18 protein-coding genes and 4 pseudogenes are annotated in these 22099 nt (G+C 33.8%); 13 read left to right on the top strand and 9 right to left on the bottom strand.

Translation table 11 applies throughout. The annotated features are described in order from the left end of the window. Together tnpB and KFD70_RS27160 are read right to left on the bottom strand one after the other, a co-directional pair. Positions 1-1025 (bottom strand): IS200/IS605 family element RNA-guided endonuclease TnpB (tnpB, locus tag KFD70_RS27155; protein WP_431613493.1); only part of this gene is annotated, 1025 nt, incomplete at its 3' end. A 374-nt stretch (positions 1026-1399) separates the two neighbouring features. After that, complete coding sequence (locus KFD70_RS27160; RefSeq protein ID WP_431613494.1) at positions 1400-2089, bottom strand: IS6 family transposase; 690 nt, start codon at positions 2087-2089, stop codon at positions 1400-1402. A 144-nt stretch (positions 2090-2233) separates the two neighbouring features. Here KFD70_RS27160 and KFD70_RS27165 point away from each other — a divergent pair, with 144 nt between their 5' ends. The 3 genes from KFD70_RS27165 to KFD70_RS27175 all read left to right on the top strand — a co-directional run bounded on the left by KFD70_RS27165 (position 2234) and on the right by KFD70_RS27175 (position 4607). Continuing rightward, positions 2234-2371, top strand: a complete 138-nt coding sequence (locus tag KFD70_RS27165) for a hypothetical protein (protein WP_431613495.1) — start codon at positions 2234-2236, stop codon at positions 2369-2371. A gap of 124 nt (positions 2372-2495) precedes the next feature. Continuing rightward, complete coding sequence (locus tag KFD70_RS27170) at positions 2496-3725, top strand: FAD-dependent monooxygenase (protein ID WP_336454260.1); 1230 nt, start codon at positions 2496-2498, stop codon at positions 3723-3725. 300 nt (positions 3726-4025) lie between these two features. Then, positions 4026-4607 carry a recombinase family protein gene (locus KFD70_RS27175; protein WP_336454259.1) on the top strand — a complete coding sequence of 194 codons (582 nt, stop codon included), beginning with the start codon at positions 4026-4028 and terminating at the stop codon, positions 4605-4607. Between the two features lie 240 nt (positions 4608-4847). Here the strand turns inward: KFD70_RS27175 and KFD70_RS27180 are convergent, their stop codons facing one another. Next, entirely contained in the window at positions 4848-6254 is a 1407-nt protein-coding gene (locus tag KFD70_RS27180) for an MFS transporter (RefSeq protein WP_336454258.1), read from the bottom strand. 297 nt (positions 6255-6551) lie between these two features. Beyond that, the gene (locus tag KFD70_RS27185) at positions 6552-7034 is read right to left on the bottom strand and encodes an RrF2 family transcriptional regulator (RefSeq protein WP_017154576.1); all 483 of its coding nucleotides are present in this window, start codon (positions 7032-7034) and stop codon (positions 6552-6554) included. A gap of 427 nt (positions 7035-7461) precedes the next feature. On the opposite strand from KFD70_RS27185, the pseudogene KFD70_RS27190 reads away from it, so the two are divergent. Together KFD70_RS27190 and KFD70_RS27195 are read left to right on the top strand one after the other, a co-directional pair. Next, a pseudogene (locus KFD70_RS27190) lies at positions 7462-7650 on the top strand (Tn3 family transposase); the annotation flags it as partial. Between the two features lie 185 nt (positions 7651-7835). Continuing rightward, positions 7836-8522: an IS6 family transposase gene (locus KFD70_RS27195; protein WP_336454257.1), complete on the top strand. Its 687-nt coding sequence runs from the start codon at positions 7836-7838 to the stop codon at positions 8520-8522. Between the two features lie 499 nt (positions 8523-9021). Here KFD70_RS27195 and KFD70_RS27200 read toward each other — a convergent pair whose 3' ends face one another. Next, the gene (locus KFD70_RS27200; protein ID WP_336454256.1) at positions 9022-9552 is read right to left on the bottom strand and encodes a GNAT family N-acetyltransferase; all 531 of its coding nucleotides are present in this window, start codon (positions 9550-9552) and stop codon (positions 9022-9024) included. 341 nt (positions 9553-9893) lie between these two features. On the opposite strand from KFD70_RS27200, the gene KFD70_RS27205 reads away from it, so the two are divergent. Beyond that, positions 9894-11096, top strand: a complete 1203-nt coding sequence (locus tag KFD70_RS27205; protein WP_336454255.1) for a macrolide family glycosyltransferase — start codon at positions 9894-9896, stop codon at positions 11094-11096. A gap of 61 nt (positions 11097-11157) precedes the next feature. After that, positions 11158-12030: an alpha/beta fold hydrolase gene (locus KFD70_RS27210; protein ID WP_336454254.1), complete on the top strand. Its 873-nt coding sequence runs from the start codon at positions 11158-11160 to the stop codon at positions 12028-12030. Positions 12031-12129: 99 nt separating this feature from the next. Here the strand turns inward: KFD70_RS27210 and KFD70_RS27215 are convergent. The 3 genes and pseudogenes from KFD70_RS27215 to KFD70_RS27225 all read right to left on the bottom strand — a co-directional run. Beyond that, positions 12130-13331 (bottom strand): annotated as a pseudogene (locus tag KFD70_RS27215) (IS3 family transposase); the annotation flags it as partial. A 195-nt stretch (positions 13332-13526) separates the two neighbouring features. Beyond that, entirely contained in the window at positions 13527-14006 is a 480-nt protein-coding gene (locus tag KFD70_RS27220; protein ID WP_336454253.1) for a GNAT family N-acetyltransferase, read from the bottom strand. 163 nt (positions 14007-14169) lie between these two features. Beyond that, positions 14170-14604, bottom strand: coding sequence for a tubby C-terminal domain-like protein (locus KFD70_RS27225; RefSeq protein ID WP_017154502.1), 435 nt, complete (start codon positions 14602-14604; stop codon positions 14170-14172). Positions 14605-15598: 994 nt separating this feature from the next. Here KFD70_RS27225 and KFD70_RS27230 point away from each other — a divergent pair. The 5 genes from KFD70_RS27230 to KFD70_RS27250 all read left to right on the top strand — a co-directional run bounded on the left by KFD70_RS27230 (position 15599) and on the right by KFD70_RS27250 (position 20886). Further along, entirely contained in the window at positions 15599-16888 is a 1290-nt protein-coding gene (locus KFD70_RS27230; RefSeq protein ID WP_336454252.1) for a PqqD family peptide modification chaperone, read from the top strand. Continuing rightward, complete coding sequence (locus KFD70_RS27235) at positions 16860-18149, top strand: metallopeptidase TldD-related protein (RefSeq protein WP_336454251.1); 1290 nt, start codon at positions 16860-16862, stop codon at positions 18147-18149. The genes KFD70_RS27230 and KFD70_RS27235 overlap by 29 nt, the downstream gene beginning before the upstream one ends. Next, positions 18136-18975, top strand: coding sequence for a hypothetical protein (locus KFD70_RS27240; RefSeq protein ID WP_336454250.1), 840 nt, complete (start codon positions 18136-18138; stop codon positions 18973-18975). The genes KFD70_RS27235 and KFD70_RS27240 overlap by 14 nt, the downstream gene beginning before the upstream one ends. Positions 18976-19019: 44 nt before the next feature. Beyond that, on the top strand, positions 19020-19718 hold the full coding sequence (locus KFD70_RS27245) for an ABC transporter ATP-binding protein (RefSeq protein ID WP_336454249.1): 699 nt from the start codon (positions 19020-19022) through the stop codon (positions 19716-19718). Positions 19719-19866: 148 nt separating this feature from the next. Continuing rightward, entirely contained in the window at positions 19867-20886 is a 1020-nt protein-coding gene (locus KFD70_RS27250; RefSeq protein ID WP_336454248.1) for a hypothetical protein, read from the top strand. A gap of 258 nt (positions 20887-21144) precedes the next feature. Here KFD70_RS27250 and KFD70_RS27255 read toward each other — a convergent pair. Beyond that, positions 21145-21954, bottom strand: a pseudogene (locus KFD70_RS27255) (transposase); the annotation flags it as partial. Between the two features lie 57 nt (positions 21955-22011). Between KFD70_RS27255 and KFD70_RS27260 the strand changes: the two are divergent. Next, a pseudogene (locus tag KFD70_RS27260) lies at positions 22012-22099 on the top strand (IS6 family transposase); the annotation flags it as partial.

Genomic DNA, 22099 nt, shown 5'->3' on the forward strand with positions numbered 1-22099 from the left:
CAATTCCACTCACGAATTATTAGATTTTTAACGTTTTTATTCTTGTATCCACAATTGGAACATAACTGACTAGAAGCAAATGTTTTAGATACCACAACAACTTGTTTGCCATACCATTTTGCTTTATATTCCAACATCGTTCGAAATTGTGACCAAGATACTTCACTAATTGCTTTTGCAAGCTTTCCATTTTTGAGCAGGTTACTGACTTGTAAGTTTTCTATACCGATGACATCGTGGTTTTTGATGATTTCAGTAGAGAGTTTATGTAAGTAATCAGCTCTTGCATTGGCAATATGTTCATGGATTCTTGCAACTTTCACACGCTGCTTGTTCCAGTTCGAAGAACCTTTCGTTCTTCTGGAAAGGATATGCTGTGCTTTTGCTAACTTTTCTTCTAATATACGGAAGAATTTAGGGTTCTTATATGTTGTTCCATCAGAAAGAATAGCAAAATCTTTTAACCCAACGTCCATTCCACAAGTGGATTCCGTTTTAAGCATTTCTTGTATCTCTGTTTCGACAAGGATAGATACAAAGTATGTACCACTTGGGTTACGTCGAATCGTTGCATGTAGAATACGACCTTCTACTTCACGACTTTTGGCAAAGCGAATAAGGCCAAGTTTCGGTAATTTCATTTTGTTACCTACAATCGCAATATTGCCGTTCGTTTGCTTTGTTGTGTAGGATTGAACCTTATTGTTTTTAGATTTGAATCGTGGAATATCATTTTGTTTCTTAAAAAAACGCGAAAAAGCATCTGCGAGGTTTTTTAATGTGGATTGAAGAGCAATACTATCTACTTCTTTTAACCAAAGTGTATCCTGTTGCTTTTTTAATTGAGTAAGCTCGGCAGAGCAAGAAGGATAGGTTAATCCTTTTCCTGTCTCTTTATAGGTGTCATTCCAGAGAGCAAGAAAATGGTTAAATACAAAGCGACTACACCCAATGGTTTTAGCAATTAATATTTCTTGTACCTTATTTGGATAGATACGAAATTTATATGCCTTATTTACTAACATGGGTTGCACCTCACTTTTTTCGTAGGATACCTACAGTATACTAAAAAAAGTAGGCTTACGCCTACCGACATTCATCTCCCACCTAAAATTGGTGTTTTCACACCTTCACATTTTTGAGGAAGGAGTCTTCTGTCGGAAAATGATAAAATAATACCAGAAAGGGTGGATTTCTTTTTTTCTAAATGCTTCTATATTGTAATTTTTCTGGTACAAATTCGAAATATGGTATCACAATCATATGTATCTAGAGAACTTAGAAATCTATATGGATGGTGAGATATATGAGTCAATATGGTTCTGGTGCAAAAATCATTTGATAGAGGCATAGAAACCTGCATAGACTGTTCAATGGTAGATTATGATGCAATTCCAAATCATTTATGTATGAATCTAACTTCATTTTGGGCAGACTTCACCTGTAAGTGAAGTTGTCCTTTTTTCATCATATGCATGGTTTCAACGCCACTCAATATAGAAGTAGCTGTTTCATATGACTTGAATCCTAACATAGAACGTACACGTTTCTTAATGAAACGGTGATCTTGTTCCACTATATTATTGAGATATTTAACTTGCCTTAGTTGTATGCCTTTAGGCATACGTTTCTCTTCTTTTAGTTCTTGAATTGCTACAGGATAGGCAGGGTTCTTATCTACTGTTATTACGCGAGGTTTACAAATATGAGAAGCAGCCAAGGCTTTCTTGAAAAAGCGCTTGGCTGCTTGTTTATCTCTTGATTCACTTAGATAAAAATCAATGGTATTTCCGTCTGAATCGACTGCGCGATATAAATACATCCATTGCCCTTTTACTTTCACATACGTTTCATCGACTCTCCAGGAATCATTTGTTGTCTTAAGATGACGTCGTACTCTTTCATCTAATTCAGGTCCATATTGATGCAACCAGCGCATAATAGTGGTGTGAGCAATAGACAAACCTCGTTCCTCCATCATTTCCACCAAATCACGAAAACTTAGATTGTACCGTAGGTACCATCTTACCGTTAATAAGATAATATCAGGTTGATAGTGCTTCCATTTGAACAAATTTTCCTTTTTCATACCGATCACACACCTTTTTTAGAGTAATAGTATCAGTATGTCCAAGATTTAGAGATTATTTGCAATTTCCCTGAAGTTTTTGCACCAAAACCCACCTGTTCAACCCAAGATTTAGAGACTATTGAATGGGAACTCAATGACTTAATGGAATATTTTGGAGATAAAAATGGCGAAGGGGAATTTATTGACTTTCTTGAAGACCTCGAAGAAAGGAAATCTGACAGTTTGCTAGAATCAGTTAGAGAGTTCAAAGTCAATAAAAAAGAAGAAGCTGTTGATTAACAAAATTTATTTATGGCTTATTCAGCAATCGGGCCATATTCTTGAATAACAAAAGCAAGCATTACATCGATTTTTTTCATATAATTCCATGTCGATATTTAAATACAGGGAGGAAATATGTGTAATGATTGATAAAAAATTACAAAAGGATGTCATTGTTGTTGGTGGAGGACCAGCAGGTATGATGTTGGGCTTATTACTGGCTAAGGTTGGTGTTCAAGTAATCGTCTTGGAGAGCCACGATAATTTTGATCGTGAATACCGTGGAGAAGTGCTTCAGCCTCGTTTTATTCAATTGCTTAATCAATTGAAATTACGCGAGTATATCGAACAATTGCCTCATTCTAAGCTAAAGAAAGGTGCATTTTATCATTATGATAAAAAGAAAGGTGACTTTGATTTTACTTCCATGATTGCAGAAGCACCTTATGCTCTCTGGATTCCTCAGCCTATTTTACTTCAAGCACTGTACAAAAAAGCAAAGGAATATCCAACGTTTGATATGATGTTTCATGCCCCGGTAAAAAAACTGCTCGAGAAGGATGGAACAGTAACAGGAGTGGTTGTTGATGGGGAAAATAAAGAGTTGCTTGAGATTCAGGCGAAAATAGTAGTCGGAGCTGATGGACGGTTTTCCACGATTCGTCGTTTAGGTGGTTTTGAATTAGAATATCAACATTATCCTGGTGATCTAATCTGGTTCAGTGTAAAACGGCCTTCTCATTGGGGAGAAGAATTACGATTTAAAATCACAGAGGGACACAGCTATATAACACTGCCGAAATACCCTAATTTACTTCAAGTAGGCATTGCTTTACCACGGGGTGAATGGAAAGAAACACAGCGTCAAGGGATAGAAAATTTTCGTCAGGAAATTATGCATGCTAACAAAGGATTTCATGAATTTGCTGAATCTTTGGTTGACTTTAAACCATTCGTACCACTTCAAGCTAAAAATCATATGGTTAAAACGTGGGCAAAGAATGGCTGCTTGCTGATCGGTGATGCTGCTCATTGTTCATCTCCTGTAGGAGCAATAGGAGTTTCTTTAGCAGTAACGACAGCAGCTGTGGCGGCTGATGTTATTTGGGATGCGCTACAAAAATGTGATGTCTCAGCTAAAGTTCTCTGTAGAGTCCAAGAAATTCGAAGTGAGGAGATTGAGGAAATTCACCAAATTCAAGAGCGAATGGGAAATTTGTTTTTTACTTCGTCAAAATTTGTGAAAGGGATCCGACCATACATCGTATCTGCTGCTTTCAAGACTCTCCTTTTTTCGATGATCCAGAAGAAGCTATTTGTCATGAAAAATCCTATAAGCATTAACCCTGCATTTATTTTCAATGAAGAATAATTTTGTTCTTGCTGTCTCAAGATTATCTTGATGATGAAAATAAAAATTGGCTACGAAAAGCAATACAATCACAAGAGCCAGAACATAAATGGCTGCAATTATTAACATAATCTTGTTCAACAAACGGGCGCTTTTCTGGAGTAAGGTAATTAAAAATAGACTGAACGGTAAAAACCGATCAGTCTATTTTTTCTTATCAATAGGGTACACCCTATTGATAAGAATTTGTCCCCTTGATAATTAAGGGTTCACAGACTATCAATAACACTTATCAAAAATAAAGAGGACAAAGGTGAAAAAATGATATATGGATATGCTCGTGTCAGTACACAAGATCAAAATTTAGATACACAAATAGAACAACTTCTAAAATATGGAGTTGATAAGATTGTTAAAGAAAAAATCAGTGGTGTAAGTCAAGAAAAAATAGAATTAGATGATTTACTTTCGCAATTAATAAAAGGAGATACACTCGTTGTAACAAGAATGGATCGACTAGGACGGAATACAATTCAATTGCTACAATTTGTTGAATATCTTCGTAAAAAAGGTGTCCACTTCGCAGTTTTAAATTTAGGAATTGATACAAGAACCCCAACAGGAAAATTCTTTTTAACAGTTATGTCAGCCTTTAGTGAGTTAGATCGAGAAATGATTAAGGAAAAACAAATTGCTGGAATTAAACTTGCAAAACAAAAAGGAGTGTATCAGGGTAGAATAAAAAAATATACAGAACAACATGCAGGGATGAACCATGCAATTGAATTACGCCAACAAACAAAGAAAACAATTAAAGAAATTTGCGCCATCACAGGTGTAAGTCAAGCTGCTTTATATCGGAAATTAAGAGAATTGAAAAAAGATGAAAAGACGACTCTTTAATATAGAAAAGAATCGTCTTTTTATATAAAAATATTACTTAGCATACAATTTTCTTTTTTCGGTCGTGTGACCCCTAACTAAACCTTATTTGGTTTAATTAGAAGAAAAATGTATAGAAAAATTTGTTTTTTTATTTATATTACCAATATTCAAACTCTTTATATTGTTTTTTGTCTATCTCTATAAATTAAAATTTTAGTCAGTAATAATTAACATATGTACTATGATACAGTTATTGAATTATGATTTAGTTTCTGTTCGAATGAAACGCCACACTAAAAATGCTGCTGTTAAATAAGCGATATTCATAGTTATGAATGTATTACTTGCACTATTATACCAGCCTCCTGATAAATGAATGATAACGCCCATAACTGCTACACCAACCAAAGCACCAATTTGTCGATTCGCATTTAATGTAGCTCCGGCCATATTTGCATGAGATGGCCCTGCTGCTTGCATAACCGTTGCAGTCATTGCAGGAACGGTTACACCTACTCCTAAATTGATTATTGAGAAAATTACTGCTAATAACCAATATGGCATAGATGGCGAAATGAAGATCACCAATAACAATGAGCCAATTCCTGCTGTAAATAAAGCCACGAGCATAGGTAGTCTTGAACCTAAACGGGTAGCTACTTTAGCAAATAAAAGGTTACCTACCACGAAAACCGCCATCATAGGTAATAACTGTAATCCTGCTATAAAAGGACTTGAACCACGAGCTTCTTGTAAGAATAGACTCAGCATAAAGACGCCACCAAAAAGAGAGAAGTTAAGCAAAAACCCTACCATATTTGCCGCAGAGAAAGGAGGATTCTTAAATAACTGGCTTGGAATTATTTGATTTTCTGTCTTACGTTCTCTTACAACAAAAAGAATTGCAGTTAAAAGTGCTATAATGACTGAACTAACAATTGGAAGAGAGAACCAACCCATTGAAGGACCTTCAATTAGGGTAAAACACAAACCAGCTAATGTAATAATGCCTAAAACATGACTAATAAGGTTTAGTTCACTCTGTACGTGAGGTGACTGAGAAATAATCTTGTAAGTAAAAAATAGGGCAATAATACCAATTGGAAGATTAATAATAAAGATACTCTGCCATCCAGCCAAATTTACTAGAACCCCACCAACAAAAGGACCTATGCCGGCAGATGTAGAGACTATGGCTGCCCAGATACCAAACATTTTGGCTCTTTGTTTCTCATCTGTATAAGAAAGTGCAAGTAGACTAAGAGAACTTGGCATAAATAATGCTGCTCCAGCACCTTGAAGAAGGCGAGCTGCTATAAGAATATTTGCGGTCTGTGCTGTAGCACATAATAGTGATGCAAATATAAAGAAACCTAAACCAAGTATATAAATATTTTTTGCACCATAGCGATTGGCTAGTGAACCTCCCGCAAGTAAAAAAGAAGCAAATGTTAGGATATAGCCATCTACAACCCACGTAATTCCAGTAAGATTAATTTCAAGAGAGCTTTGAATATCTGCAATTGCCACATTTACTACCGTTGTATCAAGGGTTGCCATTACGAATCCCATTGCCAGGATAACAAGTTTCCAAATGCTAGCGGATGGTTGCACTTCAACCTTAGATGCTTCCATGTTTATATTGTCAGCACGTTGTAATTTCATTTCTAATCAAACCCTCCATTCAGTTATAAAAATTTTATTACACAAGGTCAATTAAAGTGTAAGGAGAATAGAAATGGATTATGTATGTACATAACCCATTCTATTAAGAGATTTACACGATAAGGCAGTGATACATTTTGGAATTTTTAATTTAATATAACAATCCTAATGCTTAAAACATAAATTCAATAGGATTGTTATTCTTGCTTCGTTTGGATTGCATTAGAATTCACAATCCTTTAAAAGAAATTATGGTATACCTGTAGAAATAAGTGATAATTCGGTGTTATGAAAACTTTAGTTTATCAACGTCTTCTCACGTATCCACTCGTCTACTTTTTCTACATCATAAAATTCTTCGATCTGCTCCATTAATGTTGTTAATGTTTCTTCACTCATAGCTTGAGCCCACTTATCCTCTACTTTTTTCATAACCCTTGCTAAAACACAGTCTTCTTGAGGATGAGTTTCTTTTGAATCAAAAACAGACAGAGCCATGCCTTTTCCCTGAAAAAAAGCGCCTCTTCCTTCGACTGCTTGGAAAATATCATACAAAGTAATCTCTTTTGGAGATCTTGCTAATGAAAATCCTCCTTTCGTTCCTGTTATTGATTCTACTAACCCGGCCTGTACCAGTAATCTCATTAACTTCTTCAAATAAGATGGGGATACATCTAAACGTTCACTTATTGCTTCGGAAGTTAGAGTATTACGGTCAGGTACTCTTGTTAACAAAAGTAAAGTATAAACAGCTTGTTCCATTCCAGATTTTATGCGCATAAATTAACCATCCTTACAACAGAATCATTTATGGATAATTATTATCCATAAATGATTCTAATCCTAAAAAGGTATACAGTCAATTTATAAATGGGAATTTTAAGAATTTTTTTCCAAAAAATCAATCAATTAAACTTCAAAAAAAGGGTAATAAAGAAAGGGAATAGCTATTCTTATAACATCCTAGTGAGAATAATACTAAAAAATTCAAGTTATAAATGTTTTTTTTAAAGTTCTTTTATGTAGAATTCATGAGGAAATGCAAGTTTCAATAAGCTTTTTATTCTATCACATATGTATATATATCAAGGGTATATCCTACAAGCCTGTAAATTTCAAAAAAAATATTCGAAATTTATTGATGTATTATATTTTATTACCATATAACCCCATTAGGAGCTCAGTGGAAAAAACACCTGAGCCCCCTTATATCTCTCTTGCAATTGAAACATTGCGGAATAATGGCATTCATATTCCAGAGGAATATATTCAACACATCTCTCCATTAGGCTGGGAACATATTGCACTTACTGGTGATTATATTTGGAATTTAAATCAAAAAGTGAATTTTGAAAACTTACGTCCATTACGAAAAAATAGAATAAAGAAGAAATAAAAAACACAGGGAAAATCATTTTCCCTGTGTTTTTTATTTCTTAACAACATGTAAAAATATTCCTTAACGTACAATTTTCTTTTTTCGGTTGTGTAACCCCTATATCGTAGATTAAAAGAGGTTCTGTTGCAAAGATTTCTAAACTGAGATAACCTGTAGAAAAAGTGTGAGCAGGAGAATGATATATGGGGTATTTTAAAGGAAAACAGTTTAAAAAGGATATTATTTTGGTAGCCGTCGGCTACTATTGTCGTTTTTCTTTAAGTTATCGTGATGTATCTGAAATCTTGAAAGAGCGTGGTGTTTCGGTTCACCCAACAACCATCGTGCGCTGGGTTCATGAATATAGAAATCTTATCTATCAAATTTGGAAGAAGAAAAATAAAAACGTTCCATTATCTTGGAAACTAGATGAAACCTATATAAAAGTCAAAGGAAAATGGTGTTATTTATATCGTGCAATTGATAAAGATGGGCACACATTGGATATTCAACTTCGTAAAAAACGGGATCATCAGGCTGCCTATGCCTTTATGAAAAGATTAGTCAAAACGTTTAGAGAACCAGCGGTTCTCACTACAGACAAAGCACCAGCATTACTTTGCGCATTTAACAAATTAAGAGAACAAGGTTTTTATATACATACAACTCATTGTACAAGCAAGCATTTGAACAATCTCATTGAACAGGACCATAGGCATGTGAAGCGATGTTTTTCCAAATCCGCAGGATTTCAAAATCTTCGCCACACTTCCCGTACCTTGAAAGGCATCGAAACCATTCATGCTTTATATAAACGAAACCGAAGTCTTGGCTCAGATTTCGGTTTTTCGACATACAATGAATTACAGGAGCTACTAACAATCGCATAAAATATACAACTTTTTGTTGTCACCACTTAACCTTAACAAAACTTCGCAACAGAACCTCAAATTTTACACATATTCCATCTACCCATTCATCCTCCAAGAAAATATATAAATAAAAAAGATAAGACCAAGAACTCGGTCTTATCATTGACATAAGGAGAAACAAATAGGGTGATAACCATCACTTTTTTATCATATTACATTAACTGTTAATTTTGAATATTATAACTAAAAATAGTGGCAATATCCCTATTGAGAAATTTATTACTAATTTGTTTGTACAGTATCAAAAGGTACACCCTTTGGTTCGCTTTTTATTATTACGTGTTCAAAGATGTAGGGAGCATTTGATATGCCTATAAAAGTGTACCTTTATAAAGAGTTTTGAGTTGTAGGTTAGTAACTAGAAACGAAATCAATTTTTTATTGATTTATAATTTTAATTTTATTAAGGAATAAAAAGGCCCTATACTTCAATGAAGTATAGGGGGAGAGAGTACAATCAATCAGTTATTAGTTTCGAATAGATACTTAAATCGATGAATTTTCCATTTGATTTTTCACTTTTTCTTAAGGTTCCTTCTAATGTGAATTTTAATTTTTTTAACACGCTTATAGAATTTAGATTTGCAGGTTCAACCTTTGCTTCAATGCGGTTTAGCTTTAAATCAGTAAATGCATAGTCTAATAAAGCTGAGATTGCTTCAGGTGCATATCCTTTGCCCCAAAATGCTTTTGAAATATCATAACCAATCTCAGCTTTGGAGTTTTCAAAATCTAAGAAATTATAACCACATGAACCAATAATTTGATTAGATTTTGCTTCGATAATAGTAAATCGGAGTGCTTTATTACTTTGAGCCAGATCGTTTAGAAATTTAATCATGTCTTTTGCTTGATTCTCAGTAGTGAAATTAATAATATTCATAAATTTCGTAACATCTGGATCAGACCATATTTTAAATAAATTTAATGAATCGGATTCTTCTGTTTTTCTTAAATGTAATCTTTGTGTGTATAATTCTGTAATCAATACTTTTACCTCCATTATATTGGTGATGGGTAGATTAAAAATATTGATATCTGCGCATAATTCAGCCCTTTCTACTCTTAGTTATTTTTTATTATACATGAGAGAAATAGAGAGCGGGAATTATGTGATTTTTTATATCAACTTTGTTTCTTAATTGTTTCTTCCATGTAATAGCACAAGTGATTTTATTAAAATGAAAGGAGAAAAACTCTTGAATAGAAAGGATATTTAGTAAAAATTTATTCAAAGAGAAAATCTTTACCTTTACTTCAAATATCAGTACGTGATTGATATTAGTAATAATAGAATAGTTATTTAAACTTTAGGGGAGGAACAATAATATGGCAAAAGTTCTAATGTTTAATTTTCCAGGAGAAGGACATATTAATCCGACAATTGCACTTGTCGAAGAACTAATAAAAAGAGGTGAGGAAGTTATTTACTATTGCGTAGAAGAGTATAGAAGTAAAATAGAGAATACAGGAGCTTTGTTTCGACCATATGAAAATTTCATATCACAAATAGACATGGTAAAAAGAATGAGTGGGCAAATAGATTCTCAAGAACTATTGTTACACATAGTAAAATCCATGGATAAAATAATAGAGATAATTTTAGAGGAAGTAAAAGAAGAAGAATACGATTATGTTATATATGATAATAATTTTGCTGTTGGATGGATCATAGCAGAAGTATTACAATTACCTAAAATTTCTTCATGTACAACATTTTCCATTACTAAAAAGATAGCCTCTACTCTTATGAAAAATCATGGAGAAGAAAATAAAAAATCTCCTTTATATCAGGAAGTCATGTATATTTTGAAAAAATGGGAAGATATTTATGGCATTACCCTTAATGAAAAACAAAATGTGATGACATGCCCGGGGGATATTACAATTGTATATACATCAAAATTGTATCAACCAAATGTAGAGGAATTTGATGATTCTTATATATTTGTCGGGACTTCTATTGCACAGCGTAAAGATGTAAATTCTTTTTCCTTAGAACAGGAAAAGGGAAACAAGTTAATTTTTATTTCTATGGGAACAGTATTTAACCAGCAACCCGACTTTTATCACACATGTTTTGAAGCATTTCGAGATAGCCCGGTTACTGTCATATTAGCTGTAGGGGAACAAAATGATATTAGTCAATTAGAAAATATTCCTTCTAATTTTAATCTATATAATTACGTTCCTCAATTAGACATTCTACAACATACTGATCTATTTATTACACATGGGGGAATGAATAGTTCCAGTGAAAGCTTATATTTTGGTGTTCCTATGCTAGTTATTCCAGTAATGGGAGATCAGCCTATAGTTGCTCAAAGAATAGAAGAATTAGAAGCCGGAGTCCAGTTAAATCGTAATTTGCTTACTCCAGAAATATTACGTAATACAGCAATACATGTGTTATCAAATCATATTTATACAAAAAATAGCCATAGAATTGGGAAATCTTTAAAAAATGCTGGAGGATATAACAAGGCAGTCAATGAAATTGAAACCTTTAAATTTAAAATGGGTATTAAGTAAGGCAAAACTACTGTGACTTTAAAAGTGAACTATGAAAATGAGTTACATGGAGGGAACTAAAATGAAGAATTTAGAACAAAAATATCAAGAAACTAACTATCTACAATCTTATGAGAAAAGTCTAAAATTATGGCCAACTAGTTTTTCATCTTACTTTGTAGAAACATCTCAAGGGAAGACTCATATTATTGAAAGTGGTAATAAATTAGCACAACCTCTCGTATTACTCCATGGAGCAAAAATGAGTTCGACAATGTGGTATTCAAATATTTTACACTGGAGTAAACAATTTAGAGTAATGTGCATTGATATTTTAGGAGATAAAAATAAAAGTGTTCCAAAAAAAGGCTTTACAGATCGCTTAAGTTACGCACTATGGTTAAAAGAAGTATTACATACATTAGAAATTAATAGCACGAACATTGTAGGATTGTCATATGGTGCTTTGCATACTGTTAACTTCTTGACATTTTTTCCAGAGAAGGTAAAAAATGCTGTAATAATGAGTCCTGCAGCAACGTATATTCCTTTTTATCCTTTGTTTTTTTCCTATGCTTCAGGAATGATGAATAGTAGGGAAGGGGTCGAGAAATTTTTAGAGTGGATTTTTGATAATCGATACACTATTCATCCTTTTATTCAAGAACAATTGGTAGCAGGAATGATGTGGAATAATTCAGTGAAAAATGAAACTCCAACAGAACAGGGATTTCCTTATATTTTTACGAATCAAGAGTTAGCCGAAATTCAAACGCCTATGCTGTTAATGTTAGGAGAGAATGAAGTAATGTATAACCCAATAGAAGCTTTCAAATGTGCTGAAAATTCATCACCCAATCTAACTGTAGAATTGGTGAGGGATGTAGGCCATTTAATGTCCATGGAGAATCCTCTATATATAAATAATCGTGTATTAAAATTTTTTAACGAATAGGCATTTCTAGTATCACATTGCAGATGCTACATTAGCTGTTCCACTCATAGGGGTCACCATACATTGAAGTGACCCCAAAAAGTTAGACATCTTATTTTATTAGGCAGCCCCTTTGGTATGTGTTCGGTATTGCACCGGACTCATACCTTTTAATTTTGCCTTAATTCGTTTGTGATTATAATATTCTACATACTTAGCCAACTCTTTTTTTAAATGTTCTACACTTTCAAATTCTTGTAGATAAAGAAGTTCAGATTTCATGATGCCAAAGAAATTCTCAATCACTGCGTTGTCGTAACAATTCCCTTTCCGTGACATGCTTTGTGTAATGCCATGTTTTGTAAGGGAACAACGGTATTTCTCCATTTGATAATGCCAACCTTGATCAGAATGGATAAGGGGCCTATCGGCCTCTGTTAAACGTTCCAAAGCTTGATTTAACATGTTGGAAACCAGGGAATAGGTTGGTTTGGAAGAGATGGTATACGTTATAATTTCTCCATTAAATAAATCTAACATGGGTGACATATATAACTTTTCTCCAAGTATTTTAAACTCTGTGATATCCGTAACCCATTTTTCATTTGGTTTTTCCGCTTGAAAATTACGCTCTAAAATATTAGAAGCAACCTTGCCAACATTTCCTTTATAAGAGCGATATTTTTTCACGCGAACGAGACAGGATAATCCCAACTCTTTCATGATACGTTGTACCTTTTTATGATTGATCTGATACCCACGGTTCATAAGCTCATCAAGAATACGTCGGTAACCATAACGTCCTTTATGTTCATTATAAATAGTTTGAATGAGTGTTTTTAGTTCGGCATCTTTGTCAGGGACATTCCATTTTTTTACCCAGTAGTAATATGTACTACGTGGAATGCAGGCAAATTTTAATACTGTCTGTATAGGAAATTCAGCCCTTAATTCAAAAATTATTTTTACTTTGTCTTGTTTTGTAATTGTTCCTTGTTTTGAACTAAGGCATTCAACTTTTTTAAATATGCATTCTCCATTCGTAAGCGTTCTACTTCTACTTGTAATTCTTCGATTGATCCTTTAATAGGTGTAGTAGATTTTTTTGTTTTCTTCACCATGTTTAAACGTCCCTCTTTCTTTGATATAAGGGCGTCTGTTCCTTGTGATGCGAATTGTTTTCTCCATTTACGAATTAAACCAGATGAAGGAATATTAAAAATTGCCGCTGCTTCATCCGATGACGTCCCTTGGTCATTCATATAGTTCAGTACGTCTAGTTTAAACTGTGCAGAGTAACTTGCATAGGGTTTTATAAACGATACAATTCTTCAGCAAATAAAGATAACTCTTGTTTTGGATGTGTATTCATAAAAAGCACGTTATTCCTTCTCATTCATATAAGAGAAGGAATAACGTGCTTTTACCTTTAAAAATAGAGCCTAAATGCTTGAGTTGATGGATGTGGGGCGGTACCTCTATTCAACAATCGCGCCCGATTCTTGAACAGTTAAAATTTAAATAAATACAGACATTTTAACCGTTTTGAAGGTATAACCAAAGAAAGATTCACTAAATTCTTCAACATGAGTAAATCCCTGTTTCCGATAAAATAATTCCGCTTGATGATTACCTTTTTCGAGATAGACTACTAATTCATCGCCACTTTGTAATTCATTTATTATTTTTTTTAAAAGAGTGCTGCCTAATCCTTTTGACTGAAATTTAGGATGGACATATATGGAAGAAAGATCATTCTCTTTTTCACTTCGATATAAGTTAGCAAATGCAATAATTTCATTTTCTATTTCTCCTACAAAAAAAACTGTTGTTTCAAGTTTGTGAAGAAGCTGATCTATTGAATAAGCCGTTTTTATATACTTTTCTTGAACTGGAACAGGGATAAGATTTTTATAAGCCTTTTTCCATGATATTTGAGCAACTTGTTGAATTGCAGAAAAGTCAGCTTTCGTAGCCTTCCTTATACTAATACTCATAAATTATCACCTCGCACATAGCCCAGCAACCTCCTTAACTAACACTACTTCTATCTTCTTAAGAAAACCCCTTCTTCCACTATCTGGATCGTTTGTTGAACAAGGAACAATGTATACTTTATACATGCCAGATTAACATAACGTCTCAAAAAGCGGAAGTTAATTACTCACCGACATAAAACAGAATTTGTGCAATACCCGTAAAAAATTCTGGTTCTTGTATAGGAGAATCCTCTTCTATCTCTAAGTATGTTTTAAACCATTCTGATGTCTTCATTCTCCACCTTGCCACTTCCTTACCTCGATAATAAAATTTTGCCCAATCCATTGGTGCTTTCTTTACTGTGAGTTCACAAGAATCAGATTTAATAAGAAGCTCAGGGGATATAACTTGCCAACTTTCATATGTTATAGAATATGTTTTTGAGGTTTTATGGTCTATCAGTGAATATTGTGTTTTACCCCACCTTGGAATTTTCTTCACTTGGTAATGCAGCTGTCCATCATTTGTAAAAACATCAAATTGTACAAAATAATCTCCACTTAAGAAGAAAGAACGTTCAGGTTTAACTAGAAAAACAAAAAGAACTTGTAGCAATCACTACAAGTTCTTTTTGTTTTAATGAAAGCAAGGGTAACAAAACATATTTCAATAGACACAATCGGGAACTACTTAATGACTGGTGTGACAAGTTCATTATATAACAAATATTAACATTTGAGGATTTTAATTTTGAATATTTAGTGAATTAAGAAAACAAAACAATTTATTGCGTTTTATTACTAGAAAATTCCATTCTTACAGATATACATATATTTATATTCGGAATAATTAACTATAATAAAAGGAATTTGTTGTTATGACTAAATATAATTCTTAAATATATGCAAATGGAGTTTTCTTATATTTTTTTACTTATATGATGAAGAAATTAGTTATGGGAAAATTAAACAAACGTTTGTTAAAATATTTTGGCTAGGAATCAACGCTTGGGATATGAGGATGAGTTACGGGGTTCAATTGTCCGCTTTGTTTAATTCCACGTTTATTATATAAATTTTATACAATAAAGAAAAAAAAACTCTTTTGACATGAGGGAATAGAGTTCTGGTGCAAAAACTTCAGGACAATTACAATAAATCTACAAACCCTGGACATACTGATACTACTAATTTAAAGAAGGTGCATGATTGGTATGGAAAAGGAAAATGTATTTAAATGGAAGCATTATCGGCCTGATATTATTTTGTTAACTATCTACCCTCTCACTGTTCACTGATTTGTCGAAATTTTTCGCAAATGAGATATTATTGATTTAGAAATTTATGCTAAGATATAAATGAATAAAGGGATTTGATAATTTTTCCTTTTATTTAATTTTTTTCAAATACAAAGGAGGGGACTAAAATGAAATTTGAAAAACCTGCAACGAAACAATCTCAAATTGCAGCCTGCGCCATTACTCCATTTAAAGCAAGAGTAGTAACTGCTTGCTGGAACCAATACCTATTAGCAGTTTAATGAAAATTAAAAAAGAGAATCTCCATGTTAATGGAAATTCTCTTTTTTATCAGACATTTGGAGGGATTACATGTATCCATATATTAATGATTACTGCAGGATCATCCAAAGTTATGATGGTGGGTCTGCAATACTGCTGCGTGACAATCAATTTATTAAACACGATTTTAATCGTACAGGGTATGAAATCATCGAATTATGTAATGGGGAAAAAACAGTTGATGAAATAATTGAGAACTTCAGATCTAAGTATTTGTTAGATGAAGAAGACACAAAGACAATAACCCAGTTTTTGAATGAATATAAACAGTATGGAGTCATTCAAATAGGTTCTGAAAAAAGAGAGCGACGTCCAAGGGTATATGGGAACCAGAATATTGTCACACCGATCTCCGTGTCCATGGAGCTAACGAATCAATGTCAACTCAATTGCATTCATTGTTTCAATTCCTCGGGAAGCGCAAAAAGCGAAGAAATGGGGATCAGAAAATTTATAGAATTGGCCAATGACTTTGTCAATTTGGGTGTAACTGGTTTCTTTATTACTGGTGGCGAACCTTTTTTAAAAAGGGATGTTAATGAACTAGTTGATTTTCTTGGAAAAAATGCGGTTACCGCAACATTCGCCTCTAATGCAGTTTCAATAAGTGAGAGGACGATGGACTTGTTAGGGAAATATCCGAATTTAGGAATACAAGTCAGTTTGGATGGATTAGAGGAAAATCATGATTTTATCAGAAATGTAAAAGGTGCGTTCCAAAAATCTGTGAACAATATTAAAAAAATGACACAAAGAGGCATTTCCGTTGCAGTTTCCTATACAATGAATGACTATAATACAAACGATTTACCTGCCTTAATAGAATTATGCAAAAATATTGGCTGTGAAGGCATAAACATCGGTTTAACCTCAAATTCCGGAAGGGCCAAGGAAAATCATGTTCCGACAGAGGTGGCAAATAATTTTGCCGAAATCCTTCAGTCATCCAATAAACAGTATAGTACGGAAGACTTTTTTGTTGGCTTGGACATTTGTGAGAAAAAAGTTAGCACCGTGATGGACCAAATTGAACATCCAAATAAATGCGGCGCCGGATATAATGCACTGCATGTCATGCCAAATGGAAATATTACTCCGTGTCCAGCCATTCCTGATATCGTGCTAGGAAATGTCTTGGAAAAGGAATTATTGGAGGTCTTGCATTTTGATAATATTAAGTATTCAATGTTGTTGCCTACTCCTGTGAAAAAATTATGCGGTTCCTGTGAATTATATGATCAATGCGGAAATTGTATCGCATCCATGCTCGACCAGCCCGAAGAGGTATGCCATGTGCAACGATATCTGCAAAAAGCTTGAGCGGAATTCCATGTTCAATGAGGCTTGCAATGCACCTGATCGCTTCCTGCTTTTTAGCCATTCACGGAATACAATTATGATTGATTCCAGCTTTATCAACCGTGACTTTTCTGATGAAGGGCAGTTCTCTTTGCAGATTTCCAATCAGAATAGGATTGAGAATTTTATTTATTCCTCGGATGTCTTGCTTGAATATTTATCCAAGGAATATCAATTGCCACAAAACATAATTCAACGATTGCATGAACAAATGAATTCAAACAGAGACTTGATTAAAAATGGAATCTTGCAGGATATACAGCAATGGATTCACTCAATTGATCAAATGTTTCATTGTGAAACAAAAATAGCGATTGAAACTGTCAGCAACAAAAAATCGTTATTTGATTCTGACTCCTTAGCTGGCTTGCAGGAGGAAGCATATTATATTATTTCCTATAATATTGATCAATTTGGCATCAATCTAATCAGTGATTTCCAAGTTATTGAAAGAATCAACAAAGATAGTATTCATGGCGTATTGGCGGCAATAAAGAATGAAATTAATTGGTTTCATTCTGCAAAGAAATCATTACCAAATGATCTAGATCCTTGTGAAGTGGTCTTTAACAGTTACTCATCAGGACTATTTTTCCACGAATTTTTAGGCCATTTTTTAGAGACTGATCATTTTTTCCGGTCCCCATTAAATAGGGGAAATGTACGGAAATTCAGCAAAGAACTTACAATACTTGAAAATTATAATACGTCGGAAACCTTTGATGATAATGGCGACCCCATCACAAAGAACATTTCATTGATTAGGAACGGTGAAATCCTTCATTTGCTTAGCAGCCGCTCGGATCAGCAACATTCTCATAATACCGGCAATGGGCGCAGAGAGAATCCCAAAATGCCGGTGATTACCAGGATGCGGTCCATGTTTATTCAACCCGGAAGGACTTCGGAAGAGAATCACATTAAAACTATTAACAAAGGAATCTATATACATAAAATCGGAATGGGTGAAGTCAACATTTTTACGGGTGATTTTTCTGTCGAAGTATCTCAAGCTAGTTTAATAGAATCAGGCAAGTTCACAGCGCCACTTGAACCGTTTTATTTGTATCTAGATGTCAGGCATTTTTTTGATAAAGAGATTGTCTTTTGCAGTAATAGTAATGAATATCATAGCCTCTGCGGTAAGAAAGGGGCGACCGTCAAAGTCAAATATATCTCTCCGTCTATCATTATTAAGGGGCTGGGAAATGCAATTCATTAATAAAGTGTTCACCATTTCATATCATAAGTTTTATAAAAGAGAATTTTGGGAAAGCCTTATGGAACATTCACCATTCGATAGGACGAATCCTTGTTGGCATATATGCGAGGAATTTGTTTCAACTTTCCATTCGATGATGTTAGGAAGAAACTTACAAGTGGATGACTATCAGGTTTCCTTTTCATTTAGCGAGGATGGACAATTGGACATGATCCAACTTTATTGTTTCCTTGTGGAAGAAGATGTTGAGATTAACAATGCAATTATTAAAAACGATAAACATGCCATCAAAAAGATTGAAGCTTTTCTAAATAGCTTGATGGAACGCAAAATAACCAAACAAACCTGCCAGCGAAACCATTATCGCTATTTATTGATTGAGCAAAGAGAATTAACAATCCTGCTAAATCTGTTTTATCAATATATCTGTGACAGTAAAATCGGGGTTACAAGGAAAAATGAAAATGATACGATTGAGTTTTTTGTTTATGATCATTTATCGGGTACTGAGAAGAAAGAGGAATTATTTTCAGCACAATTAATAGAGAGTTATCAACCCATGAGAAGCATAACAAGAATTGAAAGAGTTACTACGAATAGGATCATCAGAGAAGATGACCGCGATAAAATTCTAATACTGAAGGAAATCGTCAATTACTCAACCATTTTGAATTTCTATAACGGCCACCTCAATATAGTCGGGAAAGCTGTTCCCTATCAAGATGGTAACAGTAATCTAAAAACGCTGTTCTCGTTTCAATTCAATGATTTCATAGAAAATTATAAAATATTGGATGGTCATCAAGGATTCTTGTTGGAATTCTAATTCCAATGTTAGAATTAAATTATTATTTTTCGGGAAGTGAAGATATGATTCAATTAGATTCAATTTCAAAATCGTATGGGGATAAGAAGGTATTGAATGGAATTACCTTCGAATTCAGGCCGGGGAACATTTATGGATTAATTGGACGTAATGGAGCAGGCAAAACAACATTACTAAAAATCTTGATGAGGATCATTAGGAATCATGAGGGAAATGTTTTATTTCATGGCGATAATATTAACACTGTGGATACTCTTGATCTCCCCTTCGTCTTTATTGGTGATACGCCTGTTTTATACCAGGATCTAACTGCCCGTGAACAAATGCTTTTCATTTGTAAACTAAATAAACTATCAAAGGAGGATGCAATCGAAAAAATACAATACCTAGCAAAACAGCTAAAACTGGAAGAATATATGGATTATTATCCACGAAGTGTTTCAAGAGGAACCTTGCAGCGCATCAATATTGCCATTGGAATGCTGCGAGAGTCGAATGTCTTTTTCTTCGATGAACCATTCATCACCCTAGATCCAGTACAAGTTGATACTGTTGAACAGATGTTCCTGAATCACAAATCAGCAACCAGGATTCAAATCATTTCGAGCCATGATTTAGACAGTTTGGAAACCATTTGTGATAAATACTTGATTTTGAAGGATGGCCAATTATTGGAGTTTGAACCGGTAACCTTAGATCGAAAACAAATCACTAAATTGATAGGCGATAGCTATGATGTTTGATTCAGTCTATTATTTAAGCCTTAATAAAATAAGACAGTACATTCGGCTGATAAAAAAGAACAAATTTAATGCGTTCGTTTTTTTATTGTTGTTCGTATTTTTTCTCCCATTGTCCGTGGAGTTATTTCAAGCGCATGAAAATCTCGTTATGAAGTGGTTTCCAACTGCTTTGTTTGCTTACAGTTTGGCAAAGGTCTTCCAAAATAATCCTATTATGAATATCCCGTTCCAGATCTTTGAAATGAAGATTCTTTCTTTAAATCGCCTAAAACTGCACATTTTTCTTAAAACGGTTGCTTCTTCTCTCTTTATTGTAACAGTCTTGCTGATCTTGAAGGCAGATTTCACGCCTATTCTGTTTGTATCGCTTATCGCCAACAGCTTAGCCAACTATATTGGATTTATTAAATATCAGATTTCCTCAATTAAACTGTATTCCATCTTGTCCGTTTCTATACTGATCATTTTGCTCTCGGTGCAAGTTTCAAACAGTTGGCCATCAATCTTTCTCTTTCTGGCTATGGTGATCCATTTGATTCTCATCAAATCATTTAAATACGATTATTTATACTCTTATTACCGAGTCATGGGAACAATGTTTCAAGGATTAATCAATCAGGACTTTTTACAAATCGCATCAGCTCAAAACGAATTGCTAAAAAATAATAAGGTTTCCAAGCATAGGATTATGGAAAATTTTTATGATTCTATGTTTTTCACAGCAAAAGAAGTGACAAGGGCTCTGTTTAATCTTAAAGGTCTCCTAAATATTTGCATCTTCACTTTTATTATAGGGTTTATTTCTTATTTTTATATTGAGTCACAAATAGTGCACCTTGGTCTATTTATTACCGATTTAATTTTAATTGAGACCTTTCTTTCAAAACTAAATAAAACAGAATTTACGACCATCACAACGGGGTTTTATCTGCCGATTCATCTAGTCACAATCATTAAACAAAAATGGATGATACAGGCAATTATCGTTTTGCTTTCACTAATTACCGGATTTTTCATTTTTGGGAATATGAATCCGTTGGCCATGCTAATTGTGGTTCCTTTAATTCCATTACGAAATATCATTTTTAATTTTACAAACTCTAAGCCGGTAAAAATAGCAATGTATGTTTTGGGAGCAGCAATATTTGGCTCCTTGTATTTTTTCTAGAATAATTTCGTGCTGGGGAACTTCCGTTTGGTACACCTCCCAATTATAAATTCTATTGGAAGGTGAAGTTTTTTATAAGTGGGCTCACTACCTCCATCAACTTAAAAAGTTAAAATCACCCTAAAAAGAAAAAAGAGTCCGAAATTAATGAGGCCACTGAAAAACTTACGTTTTTCGGTTTACAAACCGGATGTAAAACAAGAAAGGCGACTTTTCATTCCATTTTGAATGAAAAGTCGCCTTTCTCTTTATTCTTTTTTACTTTGTTTCCTTCATCAAGGTTAGGATTCGTTTTAAATTGACAGCGAATATAGCCATTGCACCTTGCATTTGCATACCAATCAGACCCGAGGAAGATGCCACATCATACCCGTGTCTATGCTTAAGTTCACTATTTTTCGCCTCAATTTTATAACGCTCTTTCCCCTTTTCTTTAAAATATGCACTTTCTTGAAATGCTTGTTGTTTCTTATGTTCAGTGGATTTAATTGTCACAGAATACGTTTTACTTTTAGCGTCTTCTTTGTAACAACCACTTTTGAATGGACATACCTTACATTTTTCAATATCAAAATAATAGGTATGACTTTGACTATTGTTTGTTCCTTTTTTACCCGTACGTGCTCTAAGAATAGCCATATGCCCAGCTTTACAGACATACATACCCGCATCTTTATTAAACTCAAATTCATCTTCTTTTTTACGCGGTCCTTGTGTCACGATTGGGTTTAATTTCGATACTAATTGTAATTGATTTTGGTTGGCATATTGAATATTATTTTTCTCCGAATAAGCAGTATCTCCAATAACTGTATCAATTTCCATCCCTGTTTCACGACTTTTTTCAATCAATGTTTGAAGGTATTTTCCATCGCTTTTTTCACCCGTTGTAATCACCGCAGCTGTAATGATACGTTCTTCATTCATCGCAATATGTGTTTTATAACCAAAGAAAGAAGAGTCCGCTGTTTTATGTCCAATTCGTGCATCAGGATCTTGCGAAAATTGAAGGTGTTCTTGGTGATCTTCTACGATTTCTTTTAAATAATTAAGTTTTTCGGTTCTGTTGCAAAGATTTCTAAACTGAGATAACCTGTAGAAAAAGTGTGAGCAGGAGAATGATATATGGGGTATTTTAAAGGAAAACAGTTTAAAAAGGATATTATATTGGTAGCCGTCGGCTACTATTGTCGTTTTTCTTTAAGTTATCGTG

Source organism: Bacillus pfraonensis (assembly GCF_050768835.1).
In the GTDB taxonomy this organism is placed as follows: Bacteria; Bacillota; Bacilli; order Bacillales; family Bacillaceae_G; genus Bacillus_A; species Bacillus_A pfraonensis.